This window comes from Chitinibacter sp. ZOR0017 (assembly GCF_000799095.1).
Taxonomy (GTDB): domain Bacteria; phylum Pseudomonadota; class Gammaproteobacteria; order Burkholderiales; family Chitinibacteraceae; genus Chitinibacter; species Chitinibacter tainanensis.
The window spans coordinates 88,264-114,439 of sequence record NZ_JTLG01000017.1 but is presented as its reverse complement, the minus strand read 5'-3'; the positions used below and the strand labels follow the sequence as shown (position 1 = coordinate 114,439).

The 26,176-nt window shown below is 51.9% G+C and carries 27 protein-coding genes and 1 tRNA gene; 4 read left to right on the top strand and 24 right to left on the bottom strand.

Translation table 11 applies throughout. From position 1 onward, the window contains the following. Positions 1 to 2: 2 nt before the first annotated feature. The 23 genes from pheS to tpiA form a co-directional block, all read right to left on the bottom strand. Positions 3 to 998, bottom strand: a complete 996-nt coding sequence (gene pheS, locus L991_RS05765) for a phenylalanine--tRNA ligase subunit alpha (protein WP_047393470.1) — start codon at positions 996 to 998, stop codon at positions 3 to 5. Positions 999 to 1,177: 179 nt separating this feature from the next. Next, positions 1,178 to 1,537, bottom strand: coding sequence for a 50S ribosomal protein L20 (rplT, locus tag L991_RS05760; RefSeq protein ID WP_028449168.1), 360 nt, complete (start codon positions 1,535 to 1,537; stop codon positions 1,178 to 1,180). Positions 1,538 to 1,552: 15 nt separating this feature from the next. Continuing rightward, a complete protein-coding gene (gene rpmI / locus L991_RS05755) occupies positions 1,553 to 1,750 on the bottom strand; it encodes a 50S ribosomal protein L35 (protein ID WP_028449167.1) in 198 nt (65 codons plus the stop codon). Positions 1,751 to 1,886: 136 nt separating this feature from the next. Beyond that, complete coding sequence (infC, locus tag L991_RS05750; protein WP_081986554.1) at positions 1,887 to 2,408, bottom strand: translation initiation factor IF-3; 522 nt, start codon at positions 2,406 to 2,408, stop codon at positions 1,887 to 1,889. Positions 2,409 to 2,456: 48 nt separating this feature from the next. After that, positions 2,457 to 4,361 carry a threonine--tRNA ligase gene (gene thrS / locus L991_RS05745; protein ID WP_047393223.1) on the bottom strand — a complete coding sequence of 635 codons (1,905 nt, stop codon included), beginning with the start codon at positions 4,359 to 4,361 and terminating at the stop codon, positions 2,457 to 2,459. Positions 4,362 to 4,522: 161 nt separating this feature from the next. Next, a tRNA-Val gene (locus L991_RS05740) sits at positions 4,523 to 4,599 on the bottom strand. Between the two features lie 50 nt (positions 4,600 to 4,649). Beyond that, a complete protein-coding gene (locus L991_RS05735; RefSeq protein WP_231550491.1) occupies positions 4,650 to 4,922 on the bottom strand; it encodes a DUF2818 family protein in 273 nt (90 codons plus the stop codon). A gap of 37 nt (positions 4,923 to 4,959) precedes the next feature. Next, positions 4,960 to 6,420 carry an NADH-quinone oxidoreductase subunit NuoN gene (gene nuoN, locus L991_RS05730; RefSeq protein ID WP_047393217.1) on the bottom strand — a complete coding sequence of 487 codons (1,461 nt, stop codon included), beginning with the start codon at positions 6,418 to 6,420 and terminating at the stop codon, positions 4,960 to 4,962. A gap of 28 nt (positions 6,421 to 6,448) precedes the next feature. Next, a complete protein-coding gene (locus L991_RS05725; RefSeq protein ID WP_047393215.1) occupies positions 6,449 to 7,963 on the bottom strand; it encodes an NADH-quinone oxidoreductase subunit M in 1,515 nt (504 codons plus the stop codon). A 49-nt stretch (positions 7,964 to 8,012) separates the two neighbouring features. After that, on the bottom strand, positions 8,013 to 10,049 hold the full coding sequence (nuoL, locus tag L991_RS05720; protein ID WP_047393212.1) for an NADH-quinone oxidoreductase subunit L: 2,037 nt from the start codon (positions 10,047 to 10,049) through the stop codon (positions 8,013 to 8,015). 31 nt (positions 10,050 to 10,080) lie between these two features. Continuing rightward, a complete protein-coding gene (gene nuoK / locus L991_RS05715) occupies positions 10,081 to 10,386 on the bottom strand; it encodes an NADH-quinone oxidoreductase subunit NuoK (protein WP_028449160.1) in 306 nt (101 codons plus the stop codon). Between the two features lie 12 nt (positions 10,387 to 10,398). Next, positions 10,399 to 11,040, bottom strand: a complete 642-nt coding sequence (locus L991_RS05710; protein ID WP_047393209.1) for an NADH-quinone oxidoreductase subunit J — start codon at positions 11,038 to 11,040, stop codon at positions 10,399 to 10,401. A 12-nt stretch (positions 11,041 to 11,052) separates the two neighbouring features. Continuing rightward, positions 11,053 to 11,544 (bottom strand): NADH-quinone oxidoreductase subunit NuoI, encoded by a 492-nt coding sequence (gene nuoI / locus L991_RS05705; RefSeq protein ID WP_028449158.1) that lies wholly within the window; start codon positions 11,542 to 11,544, stop codon positions 11,053 to 11,055. 24 nt (positions 11,545 to 11,568) lie between these two features. Continuing rightward, positions 11,569 to 12,618 carry an NADH-quinone oxidoreductase subunit NuoH gene (nuoH, locus tag L991_RS05700; RefSeq protein ID WP_028449157.1) on the bottom strand — a complete coding sequence of 350 codons (1,050 nt, stop codon included), beginning with the start codon at positions 12,616 to 12,618 and terminating at the stop codon, positions 11,569 to 11,571. A gap of 12 nt (positions 12,619 to 12,630) precedes the next feature. Then, positions 12,631 to 14,940 (bottom strand): NADH-quinone oxidoreductase subunit NuoG, encoded by a 2,310-nt coding sequence (nuoG, locus tag L991_RS05695; RefSeq protein WP_047393207.1) that lies wholly within the window; start codon positions 14,938 to 14,940, stop codon positions 12,631 to 12,633. A gap of 53 nt (positions 14,941 to 14,993) precedes the next feature. Continuing rightward, on the bottom strand, positions 14,994 to 16,280 hold the full coding sequence (gene nuoF / locus L991_RS05690) for an NADH-quinone oxidoreductase subunit NuoF (RefSeq protein WP_028449155.1): 1,287 nt from the start codon (positions 16,278 to 16,280) through the stop codon (positions 14,994 to 14,996). Then, positions 16,280 to 16,768, bottom strand: coding sequence for an NADH-quinone oxidoreductase subunit NuoE (nuoE, locus tag L991_RS05685; RefSeq protein WP_028449154.1), 489 nt, complete (start codon positions 16,766 to 16,768; stop codon positions 16,280 to 16,282). The genes nuoF and nuoE overlap by 1 nt, the downstream gene beginning before the upstream one ends. Then, positions 16,768 to 18,024 carry an NADH-quinone oxidoreductase subunit D gene (locus tag L991_RS05680; protein WP_028449153.1) on the bottom strand — a complete coding sequence of 419 codons (1,257 nt, stop codon included), beginning with the start codon at positions 18,022 to 18,024 and terminating at the stop codon, positions 16,768 to 16,770. Before L991_RS05680 ends, nuoE begins: the two co-directional genes overlap by 1 nt. Next, positions 18,014 to 18,613, bottom strand: a complete 600-nt coding sequence (locus L991_RS05675) for an NADH-quinone oxidoreductase subunit C (RefSeq protein WP_028449152.1) — start codon at positions 18,611 to 18,613, stop codon at positions 18,014 to 18,016. The genes L991_RS05680 and L991_RS05675 overlap by 11 nt, the downstream gene beginning before the upstream one ends. Positions 18,614 to 18,620: 7 nt before the next feature. Further along, positions 18,621 to 19,097, bottom strand: coding sequence for an NADH-quinone oxidoreductase subunit B family protein (locus L991_RS05670; RefSeq protein WP_028449151.1), 477 nt, complete (start codon positions 19,095 to 19,097; stop codon positions 18,621 to 18,623). Positions 19,098 to 19,101: 4 nt separating this feature from the next. Then, the gene (gene ndhC / locus L991_RS05665; RefSeq protein WP_028449150.1) at positions 19,102 to 19,470 is read right to left on the bottom strand and encodes an NADH-quinone oxidoreductase subunit A; all 369 of its coding nucleotides are present in this window, start codon (positions 19,468 to 19,470) and stop codon (positions 19,102 to 19,104) included. Positions 19,471 to 19,620: 150 nt separating this feature from the next. Beyond that, positions 19,621 to 19,959: a preprotein translocase subunit SecG gene (secG, locus tag L991_RS05660; protein WP_028449149.1), complete on the bottom strand. Its 339-nt coding sequence runs from the start codon at positions 19,957 to 19,959 to the stop codon at positions 19,621 to 19,623. Between the two features lie 35 nt (positions 19,960 to 19,994). Continuing rightward, on the bottom strand, positions 19,995 to 20,705 hold the full coding sequence (gene tpiA / locus L991_RS05655; RefSeq protein WP_028449148.1) for a triose-phosphate isomerase: 711 nt from the start codon (positions 20,703 to 20,705) through the stop codon (positions 19,995 to 19,997). A 181-nt stretch (positions 20,706 to 20,886) separates the two neighbouring features. On the opposite strand from tpiA, the gene pstS reads away from it, so the two are divergent. The 4 genes from pstS (at position 20,887) to pstB (ending at position 24,631) form a co-directional block, all read left to right on the top strand. After that, positions 20,887 to 21,924: a phosphate ABC transporter substrate-binding protein PstS gene (gene pstS / locus L991_RS05650; protein WP_047393204.1), complete on the top strand. Its 1,038-nt coding sequence runs from the start codon at positions 20,887 to 20,889 to the stop codon at positions 21,922 to 21,924. Positions 21,925 to 22,039: 115 nt separating this feature from the next. After that, positions 22,040 to 22,996: a phosphate ABC transporter permease subunit PstC gene (gene pstC, locus L991_RS05645; RefSeq protein ID WP_028449146.1), complete on the top strand. Its 957-nt coding sequence runs from the start codon at positions 22,040 to 22,042 to the stop codon at positions 22,994 to 22,996. A 9-nt stretch (positions 22,997 to 23,005) separates the two neighbouring features. Then, positions 23,006 to 23,842 (top strand): phosphate ABC transporter permease PstA, encoded by an 837-nt coding sequence (pstA, locus tag L991_RS05640; protein ID WP_081986553.1) that lies wholly within the window; start codon positions 23,006 to 23,008, stop codon positions 23,840 to 23,842. A 21-nt stretch (positions 23,843 to 23,863) separates the two neighbouring features. After that, the gene (gene pstB / locus L991_RS05635) at positions 23,864 to 24,631 is read left to right on the top strand and encodes a phosphate ABC transporter ATP-binding protein PstB (protein WP_028449145.1); all 768 of its coding nucleotides are present in this window, start codon (positions 23,864 to 23,866) and stop codon (positions 24,629 to 24,631) included. A 149-nt stretch (positions 24,632 to 24,780) separates the two neighbouring features. On the opposite strand, the gene glmM is transcribed toward pstB, so the two are convergent. Then, a complete protein-coding gene (gene glmM / locus L991_RS05630; RefSeq protein WP_047393202.1) occupies positions 24,781 to 26,151 on the bottom strand; it encodes a phosphoglucosamine mutase in 1,371 nt (456 codons plus the stop codon). Positions 26,152 to 26,176 lie beyond the last annotated feature (25 nt).

Genomic DNA, 26,176 nt, shown 5'->3' with positions numbered 1-26,176 from the left:
GCTCATTTGAATTGGGACAGGAATGACAGGTCGTTCTCGAAGAACAAGCGCAGATCATTCACGCCGTAATACAGCATCGCAAAGCGGTCCAGGCCAATCCCAAACGCGAAACCGGTGTATTTTTCCGGATCGATATTCACGTTTTTCAGCACGTTGGGGTGCACCATGCCGCAGCCGCCCACTTCCATCCAGCCTTTCGACCATTTCACATCGATTTCGGCCGATGGCTCAGTAAACGGGAAGAAAGACGGACGGAAACGCACTTCCAGATCATCACGTTCAAAGAAGCGGCGCAGGAAATCGACAATCACCGATTTCAGATCTGCAAACGACACATTTTCATCAACCCACAGACCTTCCATCTGGTGGAACATCGGCGAGTGAGTGGCATCTGAATCAACGCGGAATACACGACCTGGCGCCACGATTTTGATCGGTGGCTGGTTATCCAGCATGTAGCGCACCTGGATCGGCGAAGTATGGGTGCGCAGCACGAGCGGCTCGTCAGCGTTTTCGACGTAGAACGTATCCTGCATCGCCCGCGCAGGGTGATTTTTCGGGATATTCAGCGCTTCAAAATTATGAAAATCGTTTTCGATTTCCGGGCCATCGGCTACCGCAAAGCCCATACTGGCAAACAGCGTTTCAATCCGCTGCTGCACCAGCGTCACCGGATGCAGGCCACCTGTGGCGTGACCACGCCCGGGTTGAGTGATATCCAGCGCCTCGGCAGCGAGCTGGGCTGCCAGCTTTTGTGCAGCAATGGCATCACGCTTGGCCGTTAAAGCGGCCTCAAAGGCTTGCTTGGCCTGGTTCACTGTCGCACCGAAGGTTTTCTTCTCTTCGGGAGACAAGCTCGCCAGCTGCTTCATTAATTGGGAAATTTCGCCCTGTTTACCGATGTATTGGGCTTTGACATTTTCTAGCTCTACCGGGTCATTGGTCGCTGCGAGAGCGGCCAGACCGGCATCGAGTAACGTTTGCACGTTCGCAACCATGGTTTTGCGCCCGATCTTGATGGTGAATGGAAATTGTTGAAGCAATACGGCTACAAAGGCAGCCGCGTTGCCACAGCAATCTGCAGGAAAAGCGCTATTGTAAGCGCAGGCTCTGGCACTGGGAATTGCTGGGAATTAAAAAAGGGAGGCTAAGCCTCCCTTCTCATCAGCAGAACCGATTAGGCAGCGAGACTAGCTTTAGCTTTTTCAACAAAAGCAGCAAAAGCTGGTTTGTCGAATACAGCCAAGTCAGCCAACACTTTACGGTCAACCACGATGCCAGCCTTTTTCAGGCCGTTCATGAAGCGGCTGTACGCCAGACCGCACTCACGTGAAGCGGCGTTGATACGCGCGATCCACAATTGACGGAATTGACGTTTTTTCTGACGACGGTCACGGTATGCGTATTGACCGGCTTTCATCACCGCCTGTTTGGCGACGCGATAGACGTTCTTACGACGACCACGGAAACCCTTAGCGAGGGCAAATACTTTTTTGTGACGAGCACGTGCGGTTACACCACGTTTAACGCGAGGCATGGTTCTTCTCCTTGGTTAAGCGTAAGGCAACATTGCACGAACGTGACCCATATTGGTCGCGTCGACCATAGAGGTACCGCGCAATTGACGCTTGGTTTTAGTGGTTTTCTTGGTCAAGATGTGGCGTTTGAACGCGTGACCGCGCTTAACACCACCGCTGCCAAGCACTTTGAAGCGCTTTTTTGCGCTGCTCTTGGTTTTCATCTTAGGCATTGCATTGCTCCGATGAGCTGTTAGATCAGGCGACAGGCGTCTGGTTACCCAGTGCTTAATACCTGCCACCACGCTTATGTTACGACTGTTGGTCGGGGCTTACGCCCTTTCCTTAACAGACACAGTCGTCAGTCCGTTATTTTTTCTTCGGTGCCAGCATCATCACCATTTGCCGGCCTTCCAGCTTGGGATGTTGCTCAACGGTCGCCAGTTCCAGCAAGTCGGCTTCAACACGTTTCAGCTGGGCCATACCGAGTTCTTGGTGAGCCATTTCACGGCCGCGGAAACGCAGCGTGAATTTGCACTTATCACCATCGTTCAGGAAACGAATCGCACTACGCAATTTAACTTGGTAGTCGTTTTCGTCAGTACCTGGACGCAGTTTGATCTCTTTGACCTGAACCTGTTTTTGCTTGAGCTTGGCAGCGTGCTTCTTCTTGGCCTCTTCGTAACGGTATTTGCCGTAATCCATCAGTCGGCACACCGGTGGCTGCGCAGTTGGCGCGATCTCAACCAGATCTACGTCCGCTTCTTCAGCCATTTGAAGCGCTTGATTCAGCGTAACAATACCGAGTTGTTCGCCATCCACACCTTGTAAACGAATTTCGCGCGCGGTGATCTCACCATTGATCCGCGGGCCTTTGTCCTGAGCAGCTATTGTCTTTACTCCAAGTCATTCAAAAACAAAACCGTGCCTCGGCATGGCTTAGGCTTGTGGCAACTCGGCCTGAATCAGCGCGATTAACGCTTCCACGGTCATTTGCCCTAAGTCTTCGCCATTGCGTTTACGCACGGCCACCAACCCTGCATCGCGCTCTTTGTCACCAATGATTAGTTGGTAAGGAAGGCGTTGCAAGCTATGTTCGCGAATTTTATAGGTTATTTTCTCATTTCTCAAGTCAGCAATTGCCCGCACGCCGCTTTGTGTAAGACGGGCGGTCACTTGTTGGGCATATTCACGCTGAGATTCAGAGATATTCATCACCACCAGTTGCACAGGCGCCAACCAAGTTGGGAATGCACCAGCATGATTTTCAATCAAAATACCAATAAAACGCTCTAGCGAGCCCAGTACCGCGCGATGCAGCATAATTGGCCGATGTTTGGCATTATCTTCACCGACGTATTCCGCACCCAAGCGCTCTGGCAAGTTCGGATCGATCTGCAAGGTGCCGCACTGCCACAAGCGGCCCAGACAATCTTTAAGGGTGAACTCAATTTTCGGGCCATAGAAAGCCCCCTCCCCCGGCAGATAGTCGAACTCTAAACCTTTGGATTGCAACGCGGCTGCAAGTGCTGCCTCAGCTTTATCCCAAGCTTCTTCGGTACCTACTCGTTTTTCTGGGCGAGTCGACAGCTTGACCAGGATCTCATCAAAACCAAAGTCAGCATAAACTTCTTTCAAGAGGTCGATGAATTTGGCCGCCTCAGCCTGCACCTGCTCTTCGGTACAGAAGATATGCGCATCATCTTGCACAAAACCACGCACCCGCATAATGCCATGCAGTGAGCCCGATGGCTCATTACGGTGGCAAGAGCCAAACTCGGCGTAACGCAACGGCAAATCGCGATACGAGCGCAAGCCTTGGTTAAACACTTGAATATGGCCCGGGCAATTCATCGGTTTCACGGCATAGTCGCGTTTTTCCGACTCGGTGGTAAACATGCCTTCGCGGTAGTTTTCCCAGTGGCCAGATTTTTCCCACAAAGTACGATCCATCACCATGGGGGTGCGGATTTCTTCATAGCCATGCTGCCCCAGCTTGCGGCGCATGTATTGCTCAATGGTTTGCCACAAAGTCCAGCCTTTCGGGTGCCAGAACACCATCCCGGGGGCTTCGTCTTGCATATGAAACAAATCTAGCTGTTTGCCGATTTTACGGTGATCGCGTTTTTCGGCTTCTTCCAGCATATGGAGGTATTGCTCCATATCTTCTTTTTTTGCCCAAGCAGTGCCGTACACGCGGGTCAGCATTTCATTCTTGCTATCCCCGCGCCAGTATGCACCTGCCACCTTCATCAGTTTGAAGACTTTCAACTTGCCTGTCGAAGGCACGTGCGGACCGCGACACAGATCAGTAAATTCACCCTCGCGGTACAAGCTCAGCACCTGATCCGCCGGAATTGATTCAATAATCTCAGCCTTGTAATGCTCACCAATGCCTTTGAAATAAGCCACTGCCTCATCGCGCGATAACTCATAGCGCTCAACGGGGATGTCTTTCTTGGCCAGCTCCTGCATTTTCTTTTCAATGGCTTGCAGGTCTTCTGGTGTAAATGGGCGCTCATACGAAAAATCGTAGTAAAAGCCATTCTCGATCACGGGGCCAATCGTAACTTGTGCCGTTGGAAACAGCTGTTTCACCGCATACGCTAATAAGTGGGCCGTGGAGTGGCGAATCACTTCCAAGCCGTCGGCATCTTTATCCGTCACGATGGCCAGCTGTACATCTTGTTCGATCAGATAGCTGGTATCCACCAAGCGACCATCAACCTTACCAGCCAACGCGGCACGTGCCAGCCCTGCACCAATACTGGCCGCCACTTCAGCAATAGTTACCGCAGATTCAAATTGGCGCTGCGAGCCATCTGGAAGAGTCACTACGGGCATGATTTCCGCCTTTACACGGTGAGCGGCCACAAAGGCCAGAATTAAGCAAAAAAAAAGTGCGGACTAGCCGCACTTTCATTTAACAAGACTGCAAACGGCTAACCATTCTGAGTAGAAACGGTTGTTGTTGTCGTTCGTTGCATGTCTTGTCCTCAAAATTTTGGTAGGCACGATTGGACTCGAACCAACGACCCCCACCATGTCAAGGTGGTGCTCTAACCAGCTGAGCTACGTGCCTAAAGAAGCGCAATCATAAACGGCGCATAGTCTTTTGGCAAGTCGGACAGCTTACAATCCAGGCCGACGCCAGAAATACCGCCACACAAAGCCCGGCCAAGCCAGCACGACAAACAGGGCCAGCACCACAGCATAGAATTGCCAGTTTTGTGTGTGCACAATGGCCTGCTGCCCCTCAACGAGCCGAGCCGCCAGCCCTACTAATAAAAAACCAACCGCCATCTCCAGCAGGCACCAAGCAAACGCTTTCTGCCCATCTTGCGGCTGACGCACCCAGAATATTTTTTCACTTAGAAAAGGCAAATTGGCGGCCAAAGCCGCCAATGTACCGATCAACAACAGATTTTGCATCTTGATCCGGTTAGAAAGCTGCTACCACAATCGAGCGCTGTACCGCATCAATCAACACACTCATCAACTGGTTTGGCATCAAGCCCAATACCAGCAACAGTGCGCAATTTACTGACAGCACGACTTTGGCATCCAGTGAAGCCTGCAAAGGCTCATGGCTTTCTGCGTCATCAAAGTACATCACTTTCACGATCCGCAAGTAGTAGAACGCACCGATCAGCGAGAAGATCACCGCGAACACCGCCAGCCACACCAGATGCATATTAACCAGCTCTTTCAGCACTGATAGCTTGGCAAAGAAACCGAGGAACACCGGAATACCTGCCATTGAGAACATCACAAACAACATCATCAGTGCAAACCAAGGGCTGCGTTGGTTCAGACCTTTCAGGTCGTTGATTTGTTCCGCTTCAAAACCCGCGCGGGATAGCAGCATCAGAATACCAAAGCCCGCAGCGCCCATCAGCACGTAGCTCACTACGTAGAAGAATGAAGCTGCATAGCCATTAACATTCGCGACCAGCAAACCCAGCAATACAAAACCCATATGCGAAATGGTTGAATAACCCAGCATACGTTTGATATTGCTTTGCGCAATTGCAGTCAGGTTACCCAGCGCAATTGACAGTACCGCCAGAATCATCAACATACCGCGCCAATCTGGGGCAAAGCCTTCCAGACCTTGGGCCAGTACACGCAGTGCCAGCACCAATACCGCCACTTTCGGCGCAGTAGAAATGAGCTGTGTCATTGGGGTTGGCGCGCCTTGGTAAACATCAGGCACCCACATATGGAATGGCACCGCACCAAACTTAAAGCCCAAACCGGTCACCACAAATACCAGACCAAACACCACCAGCAGTTGATTGGCAGCGCCAGACTGAATTGCCGCAGCAACCTTAAATACGTCCAGTGAACCGGTCGCACCATACAGCATCGACATGCCATACAGCAGCATCCCCGAAGCCAGTGCACCTAGCACGAAGTATTTCATCGCCGCTTCAGTTGAAGCGACTGAATCACGGTTTAGCGCCACCATGGCGTAGATCGACAGTGACATCAGTTCCAGACCGACATACAGAGTCAGAAAGTTCACTGAGGAGGCCATCACCATCATCCCGAGCAGGGAGAACATGGACAGCGTGAATAGCTCCCCCCGGTATAGCCCGCGAGCCTTTGCATATGAACGGCCGTAGACCAATACCAGCGCCACGCCCACAATCATAGTCAGCTTGGCATAGCTGGATAGCGGATCCACCAAGAAGCTTTCGCTATAACCATACTCAGCCGGCGCCGAAACGCCTGAGGCAACCAGTACGCCGGTTACCAGCAAAGTGAGCAAGGTGAGCACATAAGTCACACCACGCTTGGCATCACTAATAAAAAGATCAAGTAAGAGGATGGCGCAGACTGCACACAGGAGAAAGATCTCCGGCGTGGCCACCCAAGGATTAAGACTGGTCCAATTCATGGTTCTAGCCTACTTGTAGTATTCAAATTTATGGAAGTTGTGGCAATTTCGATTGCGATACATGCCAAATCAGATCATTCACTGATTGGTGCATCACATCGGTAAATGGTTTTGGATAAAGACCCATCCCCAACACCGCAACCGCCAGAATGGCCAGGACAAGGAATTCACGGGCATTCACATCTTTGAGCTCAGCCACGTTGTCATTCGCTACGTCACCAAAAATCACGCGCTTGTACATCCACAAGGTGTAAGCCGCACCGAAGATCAGCGTAGTGGCAGCAGCAACGGCGTACCAGAAATTAACCTGAACTGCGCCCAGCACCACCATGAATTCGCCCGCAAAACCAGAAGTGGCTGGCAAACCTGAGTTCGCCATAGCGAACAACATCATGAAGGCGGCAAAGATTGGCATTTTGTTCGCCACACCGCCGTAATCGGCGATCTTGCGGCTATGCACGCGGTCGTACATCACCCCAATACAGAAGAACATCGCCGCAGAGACAAAGCCGTGAGAGATCATCTGCACCAAAGCGCCTTCAACCGCCCAAGCATTCAGCTCTTTACCCGCCACGCCACCGAACATAAAGAAGCCCAGTGTGACAAAGCCCATATGCGAAATCGACGAATAAGCCACGAGCTTTTTCATATCGGTTTGCACCAAGGCCACCATGCCGATATACACCACAGCCACGAGCGACAGCGCGACAAACACCCATGCGTATTCACGCGAAGCATCGGGAGCGATCGGCAACGCAAACCGCAGGAAACCATAGGCGCCCAGTTTCAGCGTAATTGCCGCCAGCACCATCGAACCACCAGTCGGTGCTTCAACGTGGGCATCAGGCAACCAGGTATGCACTGGCCACATGGGCACTTTCACCGCAAACGCGAAGAAGAAAGCCACCAGCAACAAGGTTTGGGCCGCCATCGTCAGTGGCAGACGGTGGTAACTGGCAATATCAAAGCTACCGCCGCTCTGATAGTACAGATAGATGAACGCAACCAGCGTCAGCAACGAACCGAGCAGTGTATACAGGAAAAACTTCACCGATGCATACACGCGGCGTGGACCACCCCAAACACCGATGATCAGATACATCGGGATCAGCATCGCCTCGAAGAAAACGTAGAAAAGAATGGCATCCAGCGCAGCAAACGCACCGTTAATCAGACCCGACATAATCAGGAATGCGGCCATGTATTGCGCCACACGCTTTTCAATGACTTGCCAGCCAGCCAATACCACCATCAGGGTGGTAAAGCTGTTCAGGATGACAAAGAACATCGACAGACCATCGACACCCAGATGGTAATTGATGTTTAAAGCTTCGATCCAAGGCTTCAGTTCTTCGAACTGCATGCCGCCATGGTATGAATCAAACCCTGTGTACAACGGAATAGTCACAAGGAAAGAGGCCAAAGCGCCGATCAGCGCCAGCCAGCGCGCAACAGGCGCATTTTTGTCGCCACCCGTTGCGAGCACGACCAAGCCTGCCACCACTGGCAGCCAGATCGCGAGGCTGAGGAGATTACCCGTCATAGTTAACCTACTTGTAATGAATTAAATCCGGCAATCAGTGAACCACTGATCACTGCACTTGCAGTACACCACCCAACCAGATCGTCAGCAGCAACAAGGCGCCGAGAATCATGGCAAATGCGTAGTGATAGATGTAGCCGCTTTGCAGGCGACGTGTCAGGCTGGCAAATAGACCCACCAACTTGGCAGTACCATTCACGACCAGACCATCAATCAGCAGGGTATCACCCACTTTCCACAACAAGGTACCCAACGCACGGCCACCCGCCGCAAAGACGTTGATGTACAGGTGATCCATGTAGTACTTCTCTTCCATCAGTTTCTTAATACCGATTGAAGTGAAGAAGCGATCAAATGCTGCAGGAATCGCCGGATTAACCATGTAGAAGACGTAAGCAGCAGCTACACCACCCAGCGCCAACCAGAACGGCAGCGTCATGAATGAATGCAGACCCATATGCACCCAGTCATGGGCGTGTTCAGCAACCACTTCCATTGCGCCATGCGCTTCATGATTAATGAAGATCACATTTTTGAAGAAATCACCTGCCAGCATCGGGCCGATGGCATAGGCACCGATCAGCAGCGATGGAATCGCCAGCAAGGCTAGTGGCAGTGTAACTACCCATGGTGATTCATGCGGTTTGTCGTTCGGACCCAGCCCGTGGTGGTGGTCATGATCATCATGGCCATGTGCATGGTGGTCGTCTTTCTTTTGCATCCACTGCTCTTTGCCGTGGAATACCAAGAAATACATGCGGAACGAGTAGAATGCAGTCACAAACACACCGGCAATCACGGCGAAGTACGCAAAACCAGCGCCTGGCAGTTTAGAAGCTTCTACCGCCAGAATAATCGAGTCTTTCGAGTAGAAACCTGACAGGAAAGGCGTACCGATCAAGGCCAGCGAACCGATCAGCGAAGTAATCCAAGTAATTGGCATGTACTTACGCAAGCCACCCATGTTGCGGATGTCCTGATCATGGTGCATACCCATGATGACCGAGCCCGCCGCAAGGAACAGCAAAGCTTTAAAGAATGCATGGGTCATCAGGTGGAACACCGCCACCGAGTAAGCCGAGGCACCCAGTGCAACCGTCATGTAGCCCAGCTGTGAAAGGGTTGAGTACGCCACAACGCGTTTGATGTCGTTCTGGATAATCCCCAAGAAACCCATAAACAGTGCAGTAATTGCACCAATCACCAAGACGAAGTTCAGCGCCGTTTCCGACAGCTCAAACATTGGTGACATGCGCGATACCATGAAGATACCTGCCGTTACCATCGTTGCCGCGTGGATCAGGGCGGAGATCGGCGTTGGGCCTTCCATCGAATCTGGCAGCCATACATGCAGCGGGAACTGAGCTGATTTACCCATGGCACCGATGAACAGCAAGATACAAGTCACAGTCATCAAAGACCATGAAGTACCAGGAATAATGCTGATGGTGGCGTTTTGCAGCTCTGGCAATTTTGCAAATACTTCGGCGTAATCCAAAGTACCAAAGTGCGCCAGTACCAAGCCAATACCCAACAGGAAACCGAAGTCACCCACCCGATTGACCAAGAAGGCTTTCAGGTTGGCAAAAGTCGCCGTAGGACGCTTGAACCAGAAACCAATCAGCAGATAAGACACCAGCCCCACTGCTTCCCAGCCAAAGAACAACTGCACAAAGTTGTTACTCATGACCAGCATCAGCATTGAGAAGGTAAACAGCGAAATATAACTAAAGAAGCGCTGATACCCGGGATCTTCATGCATATAGCCAATGGTATAGATATGGACCATTAGCGATACGAAGGTCACCACGCACATCATCATGGCAGTGAGGTTATCAACGAGGAAACCTACATTCAGGTCAACCCCGTTTACGGTCAGCCAGGTATAAACCGTACCGTTAAATGGCGCACCGCCATTTAACAGATAGTTCAACACGTAGGCGGATAGGCCAAAGGCAGTTGCAACGCCCGCGATGGTGACACAGTGTGCTGCCCGGCGGCCAATCACCCAGCCTAACAGGCCGGAGATCAGCGCACCAGCCAGCGGTGCCAGCGGGATTAGCAGATAAATCGATTTCATGTCCATTGGTATTATTGTCCGATTAATGTTGTCCGGTTTAACCCTTCAGACTATCCAGATCTTCAACGTTGATTGACCGCAGATTACGGAACAGAACAACCAAGATCGCGAGGCCAATTGCCGATTCGGCAGCCGCCACCGTCAGGATAAAGAAGACGAAAATCTGACCCGCGGTGTCGCCCAAATACTGCGAGAACGCGATGAAATTCATATTGACCGACAGCAGCATCAATTCGATGGCCATCAACAATACAATCAGGTTTTTGCGGTTCATGAAGATACCAAACACGCTCACAGCGAACATGATGGCACCCAGCACCAGAAAATGAGTTAGCGATAACATAATCTCGTCCCCTTAAGCCGCTGGCTTGTCGTCAGCTGCCGCATCATCAGTAACGATGCGTGGCTCAGACTGCATTTTGACAATACGGACGCGATCTTCACGCTTCACTTTGATCTGATCACCAGGATTCAGATATTTAGTGTTTTTGCGCTTACGCAGCGTCAAGGCAATCGCTGCTACCATACCTACCAACAGCAATACTGCAGCCAACTGGAATGGCAGGAAGTATTGGGTGTAAATCAATTTACCCAGCACTTCGGCTGAAGCCGTGTTGAATGAAGGCTCAACGATCCGAGCTGCATCGATCTTGGCATAACGGTGCGTCAGGATCAGCACCATCTCAACCAACATGATCCCAGCCACGGTGCCTGCCACCGGTAAGAATTTCCAGAAACTCTTACGCAGCGCCTCGAAGTTGATATCCAACATCATCACCACAAAAAGGAACAACACCATCACCGCGCCGACATAAATAACAATGAGCGACACAGCAAGGAACTCAGCCTTCATCAGCATCCACAGCACCGCGCTGTTAAAGAATGAAAGCACCAGATACAGCACAGCGTGCACCGGGTTTTTGGCTGTAATCACACGGAATGCGGCAAACACCAGCACCACGGCGAATACATAGAAAATCGCTAAACTCAAATCCATGGTTCGCAATCCTTAGCGGTACTTCGCATCAGCAGCTTTACGCTTGGCAATTTCATCCTCATACCGATCACCAACTGCCAACAACATCGGCTTGGTGTAGTAGAGATCGCCGCGCTTCTCGCCGTGATACTCGTAAATGTGAGTTTCTACAATGGCATCAACCGGACAGGCTTCTTCACAGAAACCGCAGAAGATACATTTAGTCAGATCGATATCGTAGCGAGTCGTACGACGGGTTTTGTCGTCTGGGCGCGCTTCAGATTCGATGGTGATGGCCATTGCCGGACATACCGCTTCACACAATTTGCAGGCAATGCAACGCTCTTCGCCATTGGCGTAGCGGCGCTGAGCATGCAAACCACGAAAGCGTGGGCTGTACGGGGTTTTTTCGTCCGGGAACTGGACGGTAATCTTCCGCTGGAAGAAGTGACGGCCCGTCAACATCAGGCCCTTCACCAGCTCTACCAGCAGGAAGGTTTTAAAGAAATGAGTCATTTTCTCCATGATCCTCTGTCCTCTGCGTTCCGATTACCAGATCGACCATGGTGTCTGCATCCAAGCAGCAACCACAATGATCCATACCAAGGTCACAGGGATGAAAATTTTCCAACCCAAACGCATCAACTGGTCATACCGGTAGCGCGGGAAAGTAGCCCGGAACCACAGGAAACAGAACAGCAAGAAAGCAACCTTCAGCACCCACCACAGCGGGCTCGCTGCACCCAGCACTGGCCATGAAGCAGGGAATGGTGACAGCCAACCACCCAAGAACATGATCGATGCCATCGCAGAAATCAGAATCATGTTGGCGTATTCGGCCAAGAAAAACAGCGCGAAGCTCATGCCCGAGTATTCCACCATGTGACCGGCGACGATCTCTGACTCACCTTCGGTCACGTCAAATGGCGCACGGTTGGTTTCAGCTACACCTGCGATGAAATACACGATAAAGAGTGGCAGCAGTGGAATCAGATTCCACGACAGAATCGAGCCACCACCGATACCGGCCCCCTGCTGGGCTACGATTTGGGTCAGGTTCAAACTGCCCGAAACCATAATCACACCCACCAAGGCAAAACCCATAGCCAACTCATAAGAGATCACCTGCGCAGCGGCACGCATCCCCCCCAAGAAGGCATATTTTGAGTTTGAAGCCCAACCAGCGAGGATGACGCCATAGACACCCATCGAGGTAATGGCCATTACGTAGAGCAAACCGACGTTGACATCAGCCAATACATACCCGGGGTAAAAGGGTACAACCGCCCACGCTGCTAGCGCGGGGATCAATACCATCACCGGAGCCATGAAAAAGAGTTTCTTATCGGCCGCACTTGGCGCGATGATCTCTTTCAGCAGCAGCTTCACGCCGTCAGCAATCGGCTGCAGCAAACCAAACGGACCAACCCGGTTCGGGCCGATACGGATCTGCATGTAGCCGATCACTTTGCGCTCAGCCAAGGTCAGGTAGGCTACCGCCCCCATGATTGGCGCCACAATCAAGACAATCTTGAGTAACGTCCAAATCAGGAAAGCGATGTTTGGATCAAGGTGAAGCGAGTTTTGTAGAAATTCCATCATCACGCTCCCTTAAGCCTTAGCCACGCTGATCGCGCCAACCAGATCGCCCAGATTGCGGGTCAACGGTGTAGCCGCAGCTACGCGCACCACGTCATCCAGCAAGCCATCATCGATCGCCACAGACAATTCAGCTTCGCCAGCAGACTGGCTCACTTTCGCCATATAACCGGCCACCAAGCCCAGTTTGCTGGCCGTAGCGGCATTAACACGCAGGGTTTGGGCAAGGCTTGCATCCGCAGATGCTTGCAAGCTTGGCGCACGACGCACAATGCTGTCGGTACCATATACCGGTACTTCACCCAAGCGGACCAAGCCAGTAGCAGCTTGTGCTTTGACCGCCACTGGGGTTATCAGGGTATTGCTCAGACGACTGGCAATATCACCGGCCAGCGCTTCATCGCGAATTTCTTCTGATGAGTTGTAGTCAAAGCCACTAAAGCCCAGCACATTACCCAGCACGCGGAATACTTTCCAGGCTGGACGGGTTTCGCCCAGCGGGCGAACTACGCCATTAAAGCTCTGTGCCTTACCTTCCATGTTTACGAAAGTTCCTGAGGTCTCAGTAAACGGTGACACTGGCAGCATGGCATCAGCATACTCCAGCGCACAGCTCTGGAATGGACTCAGTACCACAACCATTTCGGCTTGTTGAGCGGCAGCCAGTGCTTGCGCGCCATTGTGTGCGTCAAACTCTGGCTCAACACCGAGGAAGACATAGGCTTTTTTCGGCGTAGCAAACACATTGCCACCCACATCAGCGCCAATCAACTCAGCACCAACCGAGTTAGCAGCAATTGCTGGCACAGCCAGTTTTGCGCCAGTGAGGGTCGCCAGAACTTCGGCAGCAGCATAAACCTCAGCAAAACGGGCTGAATTTTGCGCCAGATTACCCAGCAGCACAGTTGCTTTGGTTTTACCAATCAGCGTTTGCGCAATTGCAGCGGCTTCAGCAGAGACAGCCACGCCACTCAGATCAATGTGCGCAGGCACGGTAGCATTTTGTTGCTCGGCCACCGCTTTTACGACTTGCAGCAGGCCTTCCACAAGCTGATCTGGACGAACTAGCAGCTCCGCAGCCACTTTTGTCAGCAGATCATCGCGATGCGGATTAACAGCCGACAGCAGCAGTCCTTTTTTCACGCTTTGACGCAGGCGCTGTGCCAGCAGTGGCTGCTCTTTGCGCAGTGTTGAGCCAACCAAGAGAATCGCTTCGTTCTGAGCCAACTCTTCAATGCTTTGGCCTAACCATTTAGCACCTTGCGTACGAGCCGCAAAGTCTGCCTGACGTGCAAATGCTTGCACTTGCTCTACACCCAGACCGGCCATCAATTTGCGCAGCGCAAACAATTCTTCAACCGTTGAGTTTGGTGAAGCAACTACTGCAACGCTGTCTTTGCCGTGTTCAGCAACGATTTGCTTGAGACCGTTGGCAACGTATTCCAATGCAGTTTGCCAATCGGCTTGCTGCCATACCCCGCCCTGCTTCAGCATTGGCGCAGTTAAACGCTCGGCGCTATTCAGCGCTTCGTATGAAAAACGATCACGATCAGACAACCAGCACTCGTTGATCGCTTCATTTTCCAGCGGCAACACGCGCATTACTTTGTGATTTTTCACTTGAACGATCAAGTTAGAACCAAGACCGTCGTGGGCACCAACCGATTTACGACGAGAAAGTTCCCACGTACGCGCGCTGTAACGGAAAGGCTTGCTAGTCAAAGCACCAACCGGACACAGATCAATCACGTTACCCGAGATTTCTGAATTTACAGTTTTGCCAATAAACGGCATAACTTCAGTAAATTCACCACGGTTTGCCATGCCCAGCTCTTGGAAGCCAGCAATCTCTTCAGTAAAGCGAACACAGCGGCTGCAATGAATACAGCGCGTCATGTCGGTAGAGATCAGCGGGCCCAGATCTTTATTAGCGACTACGCGTTTTTCTTCTGCGTAGTCAGAGCTTGATTGGCCATAGCCTACGGCCAAATCTTGCAATTGGCACTCACCACCTTGGTCGCAAATTGGGCAATCCAATGGGTGGTTGATCAGCAGAAACTCCATCACGCCTTTCTGAGCGGTAACCGCCTGATCAGAATGGGTAAAGACTTTCATGCCGTCAGTAACAGGTGTGGCACAGGCCGGGAGTGGCTTAGGTGCTTTTTCAACCTGAACCAGACACATACGGCAGTTTGCGGCAATGGACAGTTTTTTGTGATAGCAAAAGTGAGGGATATGCACACCAATAGAATTGGCAGCGTCCATCACGGTGCTTCCACCAGGGACTGTCAGCTTTTTACCGTCGATTTCGATTTCCAGCATGCTCGACTCGATTCAAAGGCAATAATTCAAAAGAAAATCCGGATCTTGATCACTTACAGCGGCTTAGCTGTTTGTGCATCTTTGATCAGATCTTCGAATTCATGGCGGAAGTGCTTCAACATGCCACGGACAGGGAATACCGCAGCATCACCCAGCGCACAAATGGTGCGGCCGGCGATGTTGTCCCCTACGCGTGACAGCAAATCCAGATCTTCAGGGCGACCTTCACCCTTCGCAATCCGGTGCACAACGCGATACAGCCAACCAGTACCTTCACGGCATGGCGTACATTGGCCGCATGACTCTTCGTGATAGAAGTACGACAGACGCTCCAGCGCACTCACCATGCTCACGGTTTCATCCATCACGATCACGGCACCTGAACCGAGCATTGAGCCGGCTTTGGCGATCGAATCGTAATCCATCGTACATTGCATCATGATATCGGCAGGCAATACTGGCGCAGACGAACCACCGGGGATCACCGCTTTCAGTTTTTTGCCATCACGCATACCACCACACATTTCCAACAAATCGGCAAATGGTGTACCCAGCGGAATTTCATAGTTGCCAGGGCGGTTTACATGGCCTGAAACAGAAAATAGCTTGGTCCCGCCATTATTTGGCTTGCCCAACTCTAGGAATTTCTGACCACCTTCACGCACGATGTATGGCACCGAAGCAAAGGTCTCGGTGTTATTAATCGTGGTAGGTTTGCCATACAAACCAAATGATGCTGGGAATGGTGGCTTGAAGCGTGGCTGGCCTTTTTTGCCTTCCAGCGATTCCAACAGCGCAGTTTCTTCGCCGCAGATGTAGGCGCCATAGCCATGGTGGGCATGCAGTTGGAAGCTAAAATCCGAACCGAGGATATTGTCACCCAAGAAGCCGGCAGCACGGGCTTCTTCAAGCGCTTCTTCGAATCGTTGATAAGCCTCAAAGACTTCACCGTGGATGTAGTTATATCCTACGGTAATACCCATCGCATAACCGCCGATGATCATGCCTTCGATCAAGGCATGCGGGTTGTACACGATGATATCAAGGTCTTTAAAAGTACCTGGTTCGCCTTCGTCGGTATTACAGACCAGATATTTCTGACCTGGAAAACTACGCGGCATGAAAGACCATTTCAGGCCCGTCGGGAAACCTGCACCGCCACGGCCACGCAAGCTTGAGGTCTTCATTTCGGCAATGATGTCATCTTGCGAGATTTTCTCGTTGATGATTTTTTTCAGCGCCGCATAACCGCCGCGTTTTACATACTCTTCGAGTCGCCAGCAATCGGGATTATCAAAATCCACATCGCCGAATACGACACCTTTTACATAGACGGTCATTATTCAAGCTCCGCCAGTTTTTTATCAATTGCTTCTGGCGTCATGTGGTTACACATGCTGTGATTGTTCACCAGCATTACTGGTGCATAACCACAGGCGCCCATGCATTCGCCTTCTTTCAGCGTGAATTTGCCATCTGCAGTTGTTTCATTGAAACCGATACCCAGTTTCTGCTTCAGATAGTCGGCAGTGGTGTAACCGCCCGACAGAGCACAGGGCAAATTGGTACAAACGGTCAGTTTGTATTTACCAACTGGTTTCATGTCATACATGTTGTAGAAGGTTGCTACTTCATACGCTGCCATCGGCGCGATATTCAAATACAGTGCAACCGCTTCAATCAACTCGTTGGTCAGAAAGCGTTTTTCTGTTTGCGCGATACGTAAAGCCCCCATCACTGCCGAACGAGATTGTTCGGCCGGATATTTGGCCACTTCACGATCAATTTGCTGAATCGACTCAGCAGACAGAAGATTGGTTAGTGACATTAGCGGTCAATCTCCCCAAATACGATATCTTGTGTACCGATAATAGCCACCACATCGGAAATCATATGACCACGAGCCATTTCATCCAGCGCAGACAAGTGCACATAGCCGGGAGCACGAATTTTCAGGCGATATGGCTTATTGGCACCATCCGACACCAGATAAATACCAAATTCACCCTTAGGATGCTCTACTGCGGCATAGGCCTCACCTTCTGGAACATGCATCCCTTCGGTAAACAGCTTAAAGTGGTGAATCAGCTCTTCCATATTGGCTTTCATCGCTTCACGCGATGGTGGCGCTACTTTATGGTTATCGGTAATGACTGGGCCTGGGTTGGCACGCAGCCATGCGATACACTGCTTGATAATCCGGTTTGATTGGCGCATTTCTTCAATACGCACCAGATACCGGTCATAACAGTCACCGGTTTTACCCACAGGGATATCAAAATCCAGCTGATCGTATACTTCATACGGCTGGGTTTTACGCAGATCCCACTCGACACCGGAGCCACGCAACATCGCGCCACTAAAGCCCAGAGCTTTCGCACGATCGGCATCAACCACGCCGATGCCTACGGTACGCTGTTTCCAGATCCGGTTATCGGTTAGCAGGGTTTCGTATTCATCAACATAAGTCGGGAAACGATTAGTGAAGTCTTCCAAGAAGTCGAGCATGCTGCCCTGACGGTTCTTGTTCAGCTCTTCAATCGCTTTGGCGTTGCGAACTTTCGATGCCTGGTATTGCGGCATTTCATCTGGTAGATCGCGGTAAACGCCACCAGGACGATAATAGGCCGCGTGCATTCGGGCACCAGAAACTGCTTCATAGCAGTCCATCAGATCTTCGCGCTCACGGAAAGCGTACAGGAAGATCGTCATCGCACCACAGTCCAGACCGTGCGCGCCCACCCACATCAGGTGATTCAAAATCCGGGTAATTTCATCGAACATCACGCGGATATACTGTGCACGCAGCGGAACTTCAAGACCCAGCAGCTTTTCAATGGCCATGCAGTAAGCATGCTCATTGGACATCATCGACACATAGTCGAGACGATCCATATAAGGCAGTGACTGGATGAAGGTTTTGCTTTCGGCCAGTTTTTCAGTTGCACGATGCAACAGGCCAATATGCGGGTCAGCACGCTCAACGACCTCACCATCCAGCTCTAACACCAGGCGCAATACGCCGTGTGCCGCCGGGTGCTGAGGACCAAAGTTCAGCGTGTAATTACGGATTTCAGCAGCCACCGTAGTTCTCCTCACGGATAATACGCGGAGTAATCTCGCGCGGCTCAATCGTTACTGGCTGATAAACAACACGCGCCTGCTCAGGGTCATAACGCATTTCTACATAACCAGACACCGGGAAATCTTTACGGAATGGATGACCCACAAAGCCATAGTCGGTCAGGATACGGCGCAGATCTGGATGCCCTTGGAAGACAATACCAAACAGGTCAAAAGCTTCACGCTCAAACCAGTTGATTGCTGGCCAAACATCAACCACCGAGTTAATCAGCGGGAATGAATCATCCGCACAGAATACGCGCACGCGCAGACGCACATTGTGCGTGAAAGACAGCAGATGATAGACCACGGCGAAGCGCAAGCCTGTCCAGGCACCCTCTTGGTAATCGCTGTAATCCATGCCACAGGCATCTACCAACTGCTCAAAGCGCAGCTCAGGATGATCACGTAAAGTGAGCGCAACTTCCGCCCAATGCGCAGCAGGGACTTCGAGAGTAACTTCGTTCAAAGCCTGCTTGAGGCTTTGAATTTTGTCTTCACCCAGAATGGTCGTCAGTGCGGTTTGTAAAACTTCAAGTTTATTGGCCATGACCACCTCACGAACGCGCAATGGAGTTGGTACGCTTGATCTTGTTTTGCAACTGGATCAAACCGTACAACAGCGCTTCAGCCGTCGGAGGACAGCCCGGCACATAGATATCGATCGGTACAATGCGGTCACAGCCGCGCACCACCGAATAGGAATAATGGTAGTAACCACCACCATTCGCACAGGAGCCCATCGAGATCGCCCAGCGCGGCTCAGGCATCTGATCGTAAACTTTGCGAAGTGCAGGCGCCATCTTGTTACAGAGGGTTCCCGCCACAATCATCAAATCTGATTGACGCGGAGAGGGACGAAACACCATCCCAAAGCGGTCCAGATCATAACGGGCAGCACCCGCATGCATCATCTCAACCGCACAACAGGCCAGACCGAAGGTCATTGGCCACAATGAACCTGTGCGCGTCCAGTTGATGACAGCATCAACGGTCGTCGTCACAAATCCTTTTTCGAGACTTTGAGCTTCCATTATTTTACTCCCACTCCAGCGCACCCTTCATCCATTCGTAGACGAAGCCGACCACCAGAATGGCCAGGAAGATCATCATGGAAACAAAGCCGAACATTCCCAGCTCTTTCAGCACCACGGCCCAAGGAACCAAAAACGCAACTTCCAAATCGAACAGAATGAAAAGAATTGCCACCAAGTAGTAGCGCACATCGAACTGCATACGCGCATCTTCGAATGCTTCGAAACCACATTCGTAAGGTGATAATTTTGCCGAGTCTGGCCGAACCGTTCCCAAGACCTTACCGACCCCAGCACCCAGCAGCAGCGGGGCAACCCCGACCAGCAAACCGACTACCAAGAACAGCAGGATGGGGAAGTAGTCTTGCAGCATGAAAATCCCCAGTTCAGAAGTAATACAAAAAGACAGAATAGCAGTTATTAATACTGCTTTTTTTATAAATAACTAAACCACCTTGGCGGTGGCTTAGCTATATTCACTGCCGCAGCTTCAGCGCGCTGCGTTCCAACCGGCCAATACCGATTAGTCAGGAATCTTTTGCGAAGCGGGTGCAGAAGCTGGCGCAGAGGCGGCAGCAGCTGGCGCCGCACCTGACATTACGCCCAGATCATTTTTGGCTGACTTAGGCGCAGTCAGCAGCACCAGACCCATGCAGGTCACAAAAAAGCATGCGGCGGCCACCGCAGTAGAACGGCTCAAAAAGTTCGCCGAACCTGCCGCGCCAAACACGCTACCCGCAGAACCAGAACCGAACGCAGCGCCCATATCGGCGCCCTTGCCGTGCTGCAACAGCACCAAAACGATTACCGCCAACGCTGAAATCACGTTAACGATCAAAACCAAACTCGTAATAAAATTCATTTTTTCCATTCCCTTGGCGGCGTGAATTGTACCAATCAGCGTGCGGCTTGGCAAATTGCCAGGAACTCAAACGCCGAAAGTGCTGCACCACCCACCAACACTCCGTCAACATGGTTAAACCCTAATATTTCAGCAGCATTATTTGACTTCACGCTACCGCCATACAAGACCTTCACTCGGCTATCGAGCTGGGATTTAATCAGCTGGTGCATCGGTGAGATCTGCTCACCCGAGGCCACCACCCCACTCCCCACCGCCCACGATGGCTCGTACGCCACCGCAAACAAGCCAATCGGCAAGCCACGCACCACTTCAAGCTGCGCCGCCACCACTTTCTCAGCCATACCTTGCCGGCGCTCTTCCGCCGACTCGCCCACGCAATACACACCGAACAAACCTGCATCAAGCGCAGAGCGCAGCTTCACGCCAGCCTGCTCGGTTGTTTCGCCAAACAAGCGGCGGCGTTCAGAATGACCCACAATCACCATTTCGCAACCCACGTCGGCCAACATGCCAGACGACACCTCACCGGTATATGGCCCTATGTGGTACTGGCTAACGTCTTGAGCACCACACTGTACCCGGGTATGTTGCAAGATCTGCTTGGCCAGCATGATATAAGGGGCAGGCACACACACCCCAACATTTGGCCCTAACCCCGCCTGCGCCACGTCACCGAGCACCGTCTTGATCTGACCAATACTGCCATGCAGTTTCCAATTCCCAATGACCATTTGCTGGGCCATGGTTTACTCCCGAAACCTGATGATGGGGCATGGTAACAACCCCCCCCTACCCCGTCAAACCGAGAATTCCCCTAGCTTCGACGCCCACTGAAATATTTGTAATATTTTGGAAACATTGACCGACTAAGATGCGACCCATCGAATCAACTGATACCTCTTTCCGCTCTGGAGATTAATTAGCATGACTTTAGCTCGTAAACTGATCGTTAGTGCTGGCCTGCTCGCTGGTTTGTTCACCCACGCAATCGCTGGCGACATCACCGGTGCCGGCGCGACTTTCCCATATCCGCTGTATGCCAAATGGGCTGAGCAATACAAAGCTAAAACTGGTGTTGGCCTGAACTACCAATCCATCGGTTCTGGCGGTGGTATCAAACAGATTCAAGCCAAAACCGTCGATTTCGGTGCATCTGACATGCCACTGAAACCAGAAGAACTGGAAAAAGCCGGTCTGCTGCAGTTCCCAACCGTGGTGGGCGGTGTTGTACCGGTCATCAACGTACCAGGTATCAAACCAGGCCAAGTGAAGCTGAGCAGCCAAGTTCTGGCCGACATCTACTTGGGCAAAATCAAAAAATGGAATGACCCTGCTCTAACTGCGCTGAATCCTGGCGTGGCGCTGCCAGACCAAAACATCACCGTTGTACGTCGTTCTGATGGTTCAGGCACTACCTTCCTGTTCACCGACTACCTGAGCAAAGTATCGCCAGAGTGGAAAGAAAAAGTGGGTGCTAACACTGCCGTTCAGTGGGCGACTGGTGTGGGCGGCAAAGGTAACGAGGGTGTTGCCAACTACGTACAACGTATCAAAGGCTCAATCGGCTATGTTGAGTTTGCTTATGCCAAACAAAACAAACTGATTCACACCCAACTGCAAAACAGCACTGGCGCCTATGTAGAGCCATCTGAAGACAACTTCAAAGCAGCCGCAGCTGGCGCAGATTGGAAAGCAGCACCAGGCATGTTCTTGGTTCTGACTAACGCTCCAGGCAAAACTTCATGGCCAATCGCTGGCGCGACCTTCATCCTGATGCACAAAAATCAGGCTGATGGCAAACAAGCTGCTGAAGTGCTGAAATTCTTTGACTGGGCTTACGCTAACGGCGACCAAACCGCACTGGATCTGGATTACATCCCAATGCCAGACAATGTTGTGAACATGATCAAAGCCAACTGGACCGCACAAATCTCTGCCGGCGGCGCCAAAGTTTGGAAATAAGCCTCTGCGCCGATTGCCAAACGTGATCTAGACGTTACAATCGCGCAATTCCAACACACCCAATAGGCCCACCACCTATTGGGTGTTTATCTGTGGTCTGCAGTGGAGAAATTTGATGTCTGACCAAGCCAAGCGAATGAAAATGCAGCGTCTGCAAGATGCGCTTTTTGTTGGCAGCACCCGTTTTTTTGCATTTCTAGTTTTGGCCACCCTCAGCGGCATCATTATTTCGCTGATTTACGGTGCCATGCCCAGCATTAAGGCTTTTGGCCTGAGCTTTATCACGTCGACCGAATGGAACCCAGTTACCGAGCAATTCGGTGCCTGGCCTTCGATCCGCGGCACCTTGCTGTCTTCGTTTATTGCGCTCTTGATCGCCGTACCACTGTCATTTGGTATTGCCCTCTTCCTGACCGAGCTGGCGCCTGTGTGGCTGCGCCGCCCACTCGGGATTGCAATCGAATTGCTGGCCGGTGTGCCATCGATCATTTACGGGATGTGGGGTTTGTTTATTTTTGCTCCGCTGTTTGCCGACCACGTGCAACCCTGGCTGACCGAAACCACGGCTAACTGGCCTCTGATTGGTGAGCTGTTTGCGGGCCCTCCGATGGGTATCGGCATGTTTACCGCCGCACTGATTCTGGCCATCATGATTATTCCCTTCATTTCATCGGTAATGCGCGATGTATTTGAGGTGGTGCCACCCATGCTAAAAGAGTCGGCCTATGGTTTGGGCTCTACCACTTGGGAAGTCGTTTGGAATGTCGTTGTGCCCTACACCAAAAACGGGATCGTCGGTGGTGTGATGCTGGGCCTAGGCCGCGCCTTGGGTGAAACCATGGCAGTGACTTTCGTGATTGGTAACGCGCAGCAAGTGATGCCTTCCTTGTTTGACCCGGCCACCACCATTTCAGCCACATTGGCGAATGAATTTACCGAAGCCCATGGTGAGCTCTACACCGCCTCACTGATCGAATTGGGTCTGCTGCTGTTTGTGATCACCTTCATCGTACTGGTGCTCTCGAAATTGCTGCTGCTGCGTCTGCAACGTAGTGAAGGCGCACATTCCTAAGGAATCATCATGAATTTATATACTCGCCGTCGTTTGATTAATTACATCAGTCTGGGCATTTCCTTGTTTGCGATGTGCTTTGGCTTGTTCTGGCTATTCTGGATTCTGCATACGCTGTTTAGTAATGGCTTGCCCGGCATCAATATGGCGCTGTTCACGCAAACGACCCCGGCCCCAGGTAGCGCCGGTGGTTTGGCCAACGCCATTTTGGGTAGCTTGCAAATGTCACTGGTCGGAGTGCTGATCGGTACGCCGATTGGCATCATGGCCGGCACCTATCTGGCTGAATTCGGTGATCGTGGTTGGCTGGCCCCGGCAACTCGGTTTATTAACGATATTTTGCTGGCAGCCCCCTCCATCGTAATTGGTCTGTTTGTGTTCCAGATTTATGTGGCACAAGTTGAGCACTTCTCCGGTTGGGCTGGCGGTATTGCCTTGTCGCTGCTGGTAATTCCAGTTGTATTGCGCACCACCGAAAACATGCTACGCCTGGTGCCTTCAGCCATGCGCGAAGCTGCTTATGCCTTGGGCGCGCCGCAGTGGAAAATGGTGCTGTTTGTGACCTTGCGTGCCGCCAAGGCGGGTGTTGCCACCGGTATCTTGCTGGCGGTTGCGCGGATTCTCGGTGAAACGGCCCCACTGTTGTTCACCGCCCTGAATAACCAGTTCTTCTCGAACATGAATCAGCCGATGGCCAACTTGCCAGTGGTGATCTTCCAGTTTGCGATGAGTCCATATGAAGATTGGCATACCCTGGCTTGGGCTGGTGCGCTGCTGATTGGCTTGTTTGTACTGGGTCTGAATGTGATTGCGCGCGTGATGCTGCGTGAGCCGAAACAACATTAATATTGAGATTGGATTGAAATCATGAGCAAGCCAAATAACGCAAAACTCGCCGTAAAAAACCTGAACTTTTACTACGGCAATTTCCACGCCCTGAAGAACATCAACCTCGATATTCTGGAAGGCAAAGTCACCGCCTTCATCGGCCCATCAGGCTGCGGTAAATCAACGCTGCTGCGCACTTTTAACCGCATGTACGATCTTTATCCAAAACTGCGGGCCGAGGGCGAGATCATCCTGAACGGCGATAATATTCTGCGCTCTGGCATTGACTTGAACATGCTGCGCGCCAAAGTCGGCATGGTATTCCAAAAGCCAACACCATTCCCGATGTCGATTTATGACAACGTGGCCTTTGGCGTGAAGCTGTATGAATCGCTGTCAAAAGCCGAAATGGATGACCGTGTAGAGTGGGCGCTGTCGAAAGCGGCACTGTGGAATGAAGTTAAAGACAAACTTAAACAATCAGGTCTGGGTTTGTCTGGCGGTCAGCAACAACGGTTGTGTATCGCCCGCGCCGTGGCCGTGAAACCAGAAGTATTGCTGCTGGACGAGCCGACTTCTGCCCTCGACCCGATCTCAACGGCGAGCGTGGAAGAGCTGGTGCACGAGCTGAAGAAGGACTACACCATCGCCATCGTGACTCACAATATGCAACAGGCGGCTCGCGTGTCTGACTACACCGCTTATATGTATTTGGGTGAAATGGTTGAAATGGGTCCAACCGATACCATCTTTACCGCACCCAGCAAAAAAGCCACCGAAGACTACATCACCGGTAAATTTGGCTAAGCAGCTACTGGCGATAACGCCCCAACAAAAAGGACTGCCGCGGCAGTCCTTTTTATTTGTGAGTTCAATTTAAGCCGAAAGCCAATTGATACTCACCCCACGTATATCGCCGAAGCAATTAATAAATAATCACTTCGGCCATATACCCATCAAGCATCCGATTGTTCAGCCTCGGCAGTAACCACAGCGGCAATCTTATCCGCCCATTCCCGCGCTTGCACCGCGTCGGTGTGCTCGACCATCACCCGTACCACGGGCTCGGTGCCAGACGGACGCAACAGCACACGCCCTTCGGTGCCCATGGCAGCTTCCGCTTCCTGCACCTTGGCCGCAATCGCCTCCGAACCATGGCAATCAAAGCCTTTGGCAATGCGCACGTTTTTGAGCACTTGTTTTGAGAGCCGCAAGTCTTTGCAGAAACCCGCCAGCGTTTGGCCAGATTCTTTCAGAGCCTCCAGCACTTGCAGTGCGGATACGATGCCATCACCGGTAGTATGCTTATCCAAGCACAAGAGGTGGCCTGAGCCTTCGCCGCCCACTAACCAGCCTTGTGCATCCAGTTGCTCCAGCACATAGCGATCACCTACTTTGGCGCGCACAAAACCAATGCCGCGTTGTTTCAGGGCATTTTCCACGCCAAGGTTGGTCATCAGCGTACCCACTACTCCGCTGCCTAGTGTGCCTTTTTGTTGACGATGCAGGGCCAGCACATACAAGAGCTGGTCACCATCCACAATCGTACCGTCGCGATCAACCATGATCAGGCGGTCGCCGTCCCCATCCAAGGCCACACCAAAGTGCGCGCCTTCTGATAGCACTTTAAGGCGCAGCGCTTCGGGATGCGTGGCGCCAACTTCTTCGTTGATGTTAAAGCCATTCGGCTGCGCGCCCATGCTCACGACTTCTGCGCCCAGCTCGTGAAAGACATGCGGAGCGATGTGATAGGTGGCACCGTGCGCGCAATCCACCACCAGCTTCATGCCACGTAAATCCAGTTCATTCGAAAACGTCGATTTACAAAATTCGATGTAGCGGCCAGCCGCGTCGTTAATTCGCCATGAACGACCAATTTGCTTCGAAGCTACGCAGGTCTGTGGCTCATCGATAGCCGCCTCAATCGCTAGTTCAACCGCATCGGGCAATTTTTTACCGCTAGCCCCAAAAAACTTGATCCCGTTATCGTGGTAGGGATTGTGCGAGGCAGAGATCACCACTCCGGCCGACAGCCGCAAAGCGCGGGTCAGATAAGCAATACCCGGGGTCGGCAACGGCCCCGTTAGATGGCAATCGACACCGGCGGCATTAAAGCCAGCCTGGAGTGCTGCTTCCAGCATATAGCCCGAGATGCGGGTATCTTTACCGATCAGCACGCCAGGGTGATCATTGCGCCCCTGTTTCGTACTTTCAGCCACCAAGACCCGCCCGGCGGCATAACCCAGACGCATCGCAAAATCGGGGGTGATTGGCGCTTCGCCCACCAAACCACGCACACCATCGGTACCAAAATACTTACGTGCCATTACTCTATCCTTCGCGATTTAATTT

What these genes read in the sequence shown, in the direction of transcription:
- ndhC (WP_028449150.1), bottom strand. Translation starts at nt 19,470, where the DNA reads ATGCTGCAAGACTACTTCCCCATCCTGCTGTTCTTGGTAGTCGGTTTG.
- secG (WP_028449149.1), bottom strand. Translation starts at nt 19,959, where the DNA reads ATGAATTTTATTACGAGTTTGGTTTTGATCGTTAACGTGATTTCAGCG.
- rplT (WP_028449168.1), bottom strand. Translation starts at nt 1,537, where the DNA reads ATGCCTCGCGTTAAACGTGGTGTAACCGCACGTGCTCGTCACAAAAAA.
- rpmI (WP_028449167.1), bottom strand. Translation starts at nt 1,750, where the DNA reads ATGCCTAAGATGAAAACCAAGAGCAGCGCAAAAAAGCGCTTCAAAGTG.
- L991_RS05670 (WP_028449151.1), bottom strand. Translation starts at nt 19,097, where the DNA reads ATGGAAGCTCAAAGTCTCGAAAAAGGATTTGTGACGACGACCGTTGAT.
- L991_RS05675 (WP_028449152.1), bottom strand. Translation starts at nt 18,613, where the DNA reads ATGGCCAATAAACTTGAAGTTTTACAAACCGCACTGACGACCATTCTG.
- pstA (WP_081986553.1), top strand. Translation starts at nt 23,006, where the DNA reads ATGAATTTATATACTCGCCGTCGTTTGATTAATTACATCAGTCTGGGC.
- tpiA (WP_028449148.1), bottom strand. Translation starts at nt 20,705, where the DNA reads ATGGCCCAGCAAATGGTCATTGGGAATTGGAAACTGCATGGCAGTATT.
- nuoN (WP_047393217.1), bottom strand. Translation starts at nt 6,420, where the DNA reads ATGAATTGGACCAGTCTTAATCCTTGGGTGGCCACGCCGGAGATCTTT.
- thrS (WP_047393223.1), bottom strand. Translation starts at nt 4,361, where the DNA reads ATGCCCGTAGTGACTCTTCCAGATGGCTCGCAGCGCCAATTTGAATCT.
- nuoL (WP_047393212.1), bottom strand. Translation starts at nt 10,049, where the DNA reads ATGGACATGAAATCGATTTATCTGCTAATCCCGCTGGCACCGCTGGCT.
- L991_RS05710 (WP_047393209.1), bottom strand. Translation starts at nt 11,040, where the DNA reads ATGGATTTGAGTTTAGCGATTTTCTATGTATTCGCCGTGGTGCTGGTG.
- pheS (WP_047393470.1), bottom strand. Translation starts at nt 998, where the DNA reads ATGGTTGCGAACGTGCAAACGTTACTCGATGCCGGTCTGGCCGCTCTC.
- pstS (WP_047393204.1), top strand. Translation starts at nt 20,887, where the DNA reads ATGACTTTAGCTCGTAAACTGATCGTTAGTGCTGGCCTGCTCGCTGGT.
- nuoE (WP_028449154.1), bottom strand. Translation starts at nt 16,768, where the DNA reads ATGTCACTAACCAATCTTCTGTCTGCTGAGTCGATTCAGCAAATTGAT.
- nuoK (WP_028449160.1), bottom strand. Translation starts at nt 10,386, where the DNA reads ATGTTATCGCTAACTCATTTTCTGGTGCTGGGTGCCATCATGTTCGCT.
- pstC (WP_028449146.1), top strand. Translation starts at nt 22,040, where the DNA reads ATGTCTGACCAAGCCAAGCGAATGAAAATGCAGCGTCTGCAAGATGCG.
- nuoF (WP_028449155.1), bottom strand. Translation starts at nt 16,280, where the DNA reads ATGACCGTCTATGTAAAAGGTGTCGTATTCGGCGATGTGGATTTTGAT.
- nuoH (WP_028449157.1), bottom strand. Translation starts at nt 12,618, where the DNA reads ATGGAATTTCTACAAAACTCGCTTCACCTTGATCCAAACATCGCTTTC.
- nuoI (WP_028449158.1), bottom strand. Translation starts at nt 11,544, where the DNA reads ATGGAGAAAATGACTCATTTCTTTAAAACCTTCCTGCTGGTAGAGCTG.
- nuoG (WP_047393207.1), bottom strand. Translation starts at nt 14,940, where the DNA reads ATGCTGGAAATCGAAATCGACGGTAAAAAGCTGACAGTCCCTGGTGGA.
- glmM (WP_047393202.1), bottom strand. Translation starts at nt 26,151, where the DNA reads ATGGCACGTAAGTATTTTGGTACCGATGGTGTGCGTGGTTTGGTGGGC.
- L991_RS05725 (WP_047393215.1), bottom strand. Translation starts at nt 7,963, where the DNA reads ATGACGGGTAATCTCCTCAGCCTCGCGATCTGGCTGCCAGTGGTGGCA.
- pstB (WP_028449145.1), top strand. Translation starts at nt 23,864, where the DNA reads ATGAGCAAGCCAAATAACGCAAAACTCGCCGTAAAAAACCTGAACTTT.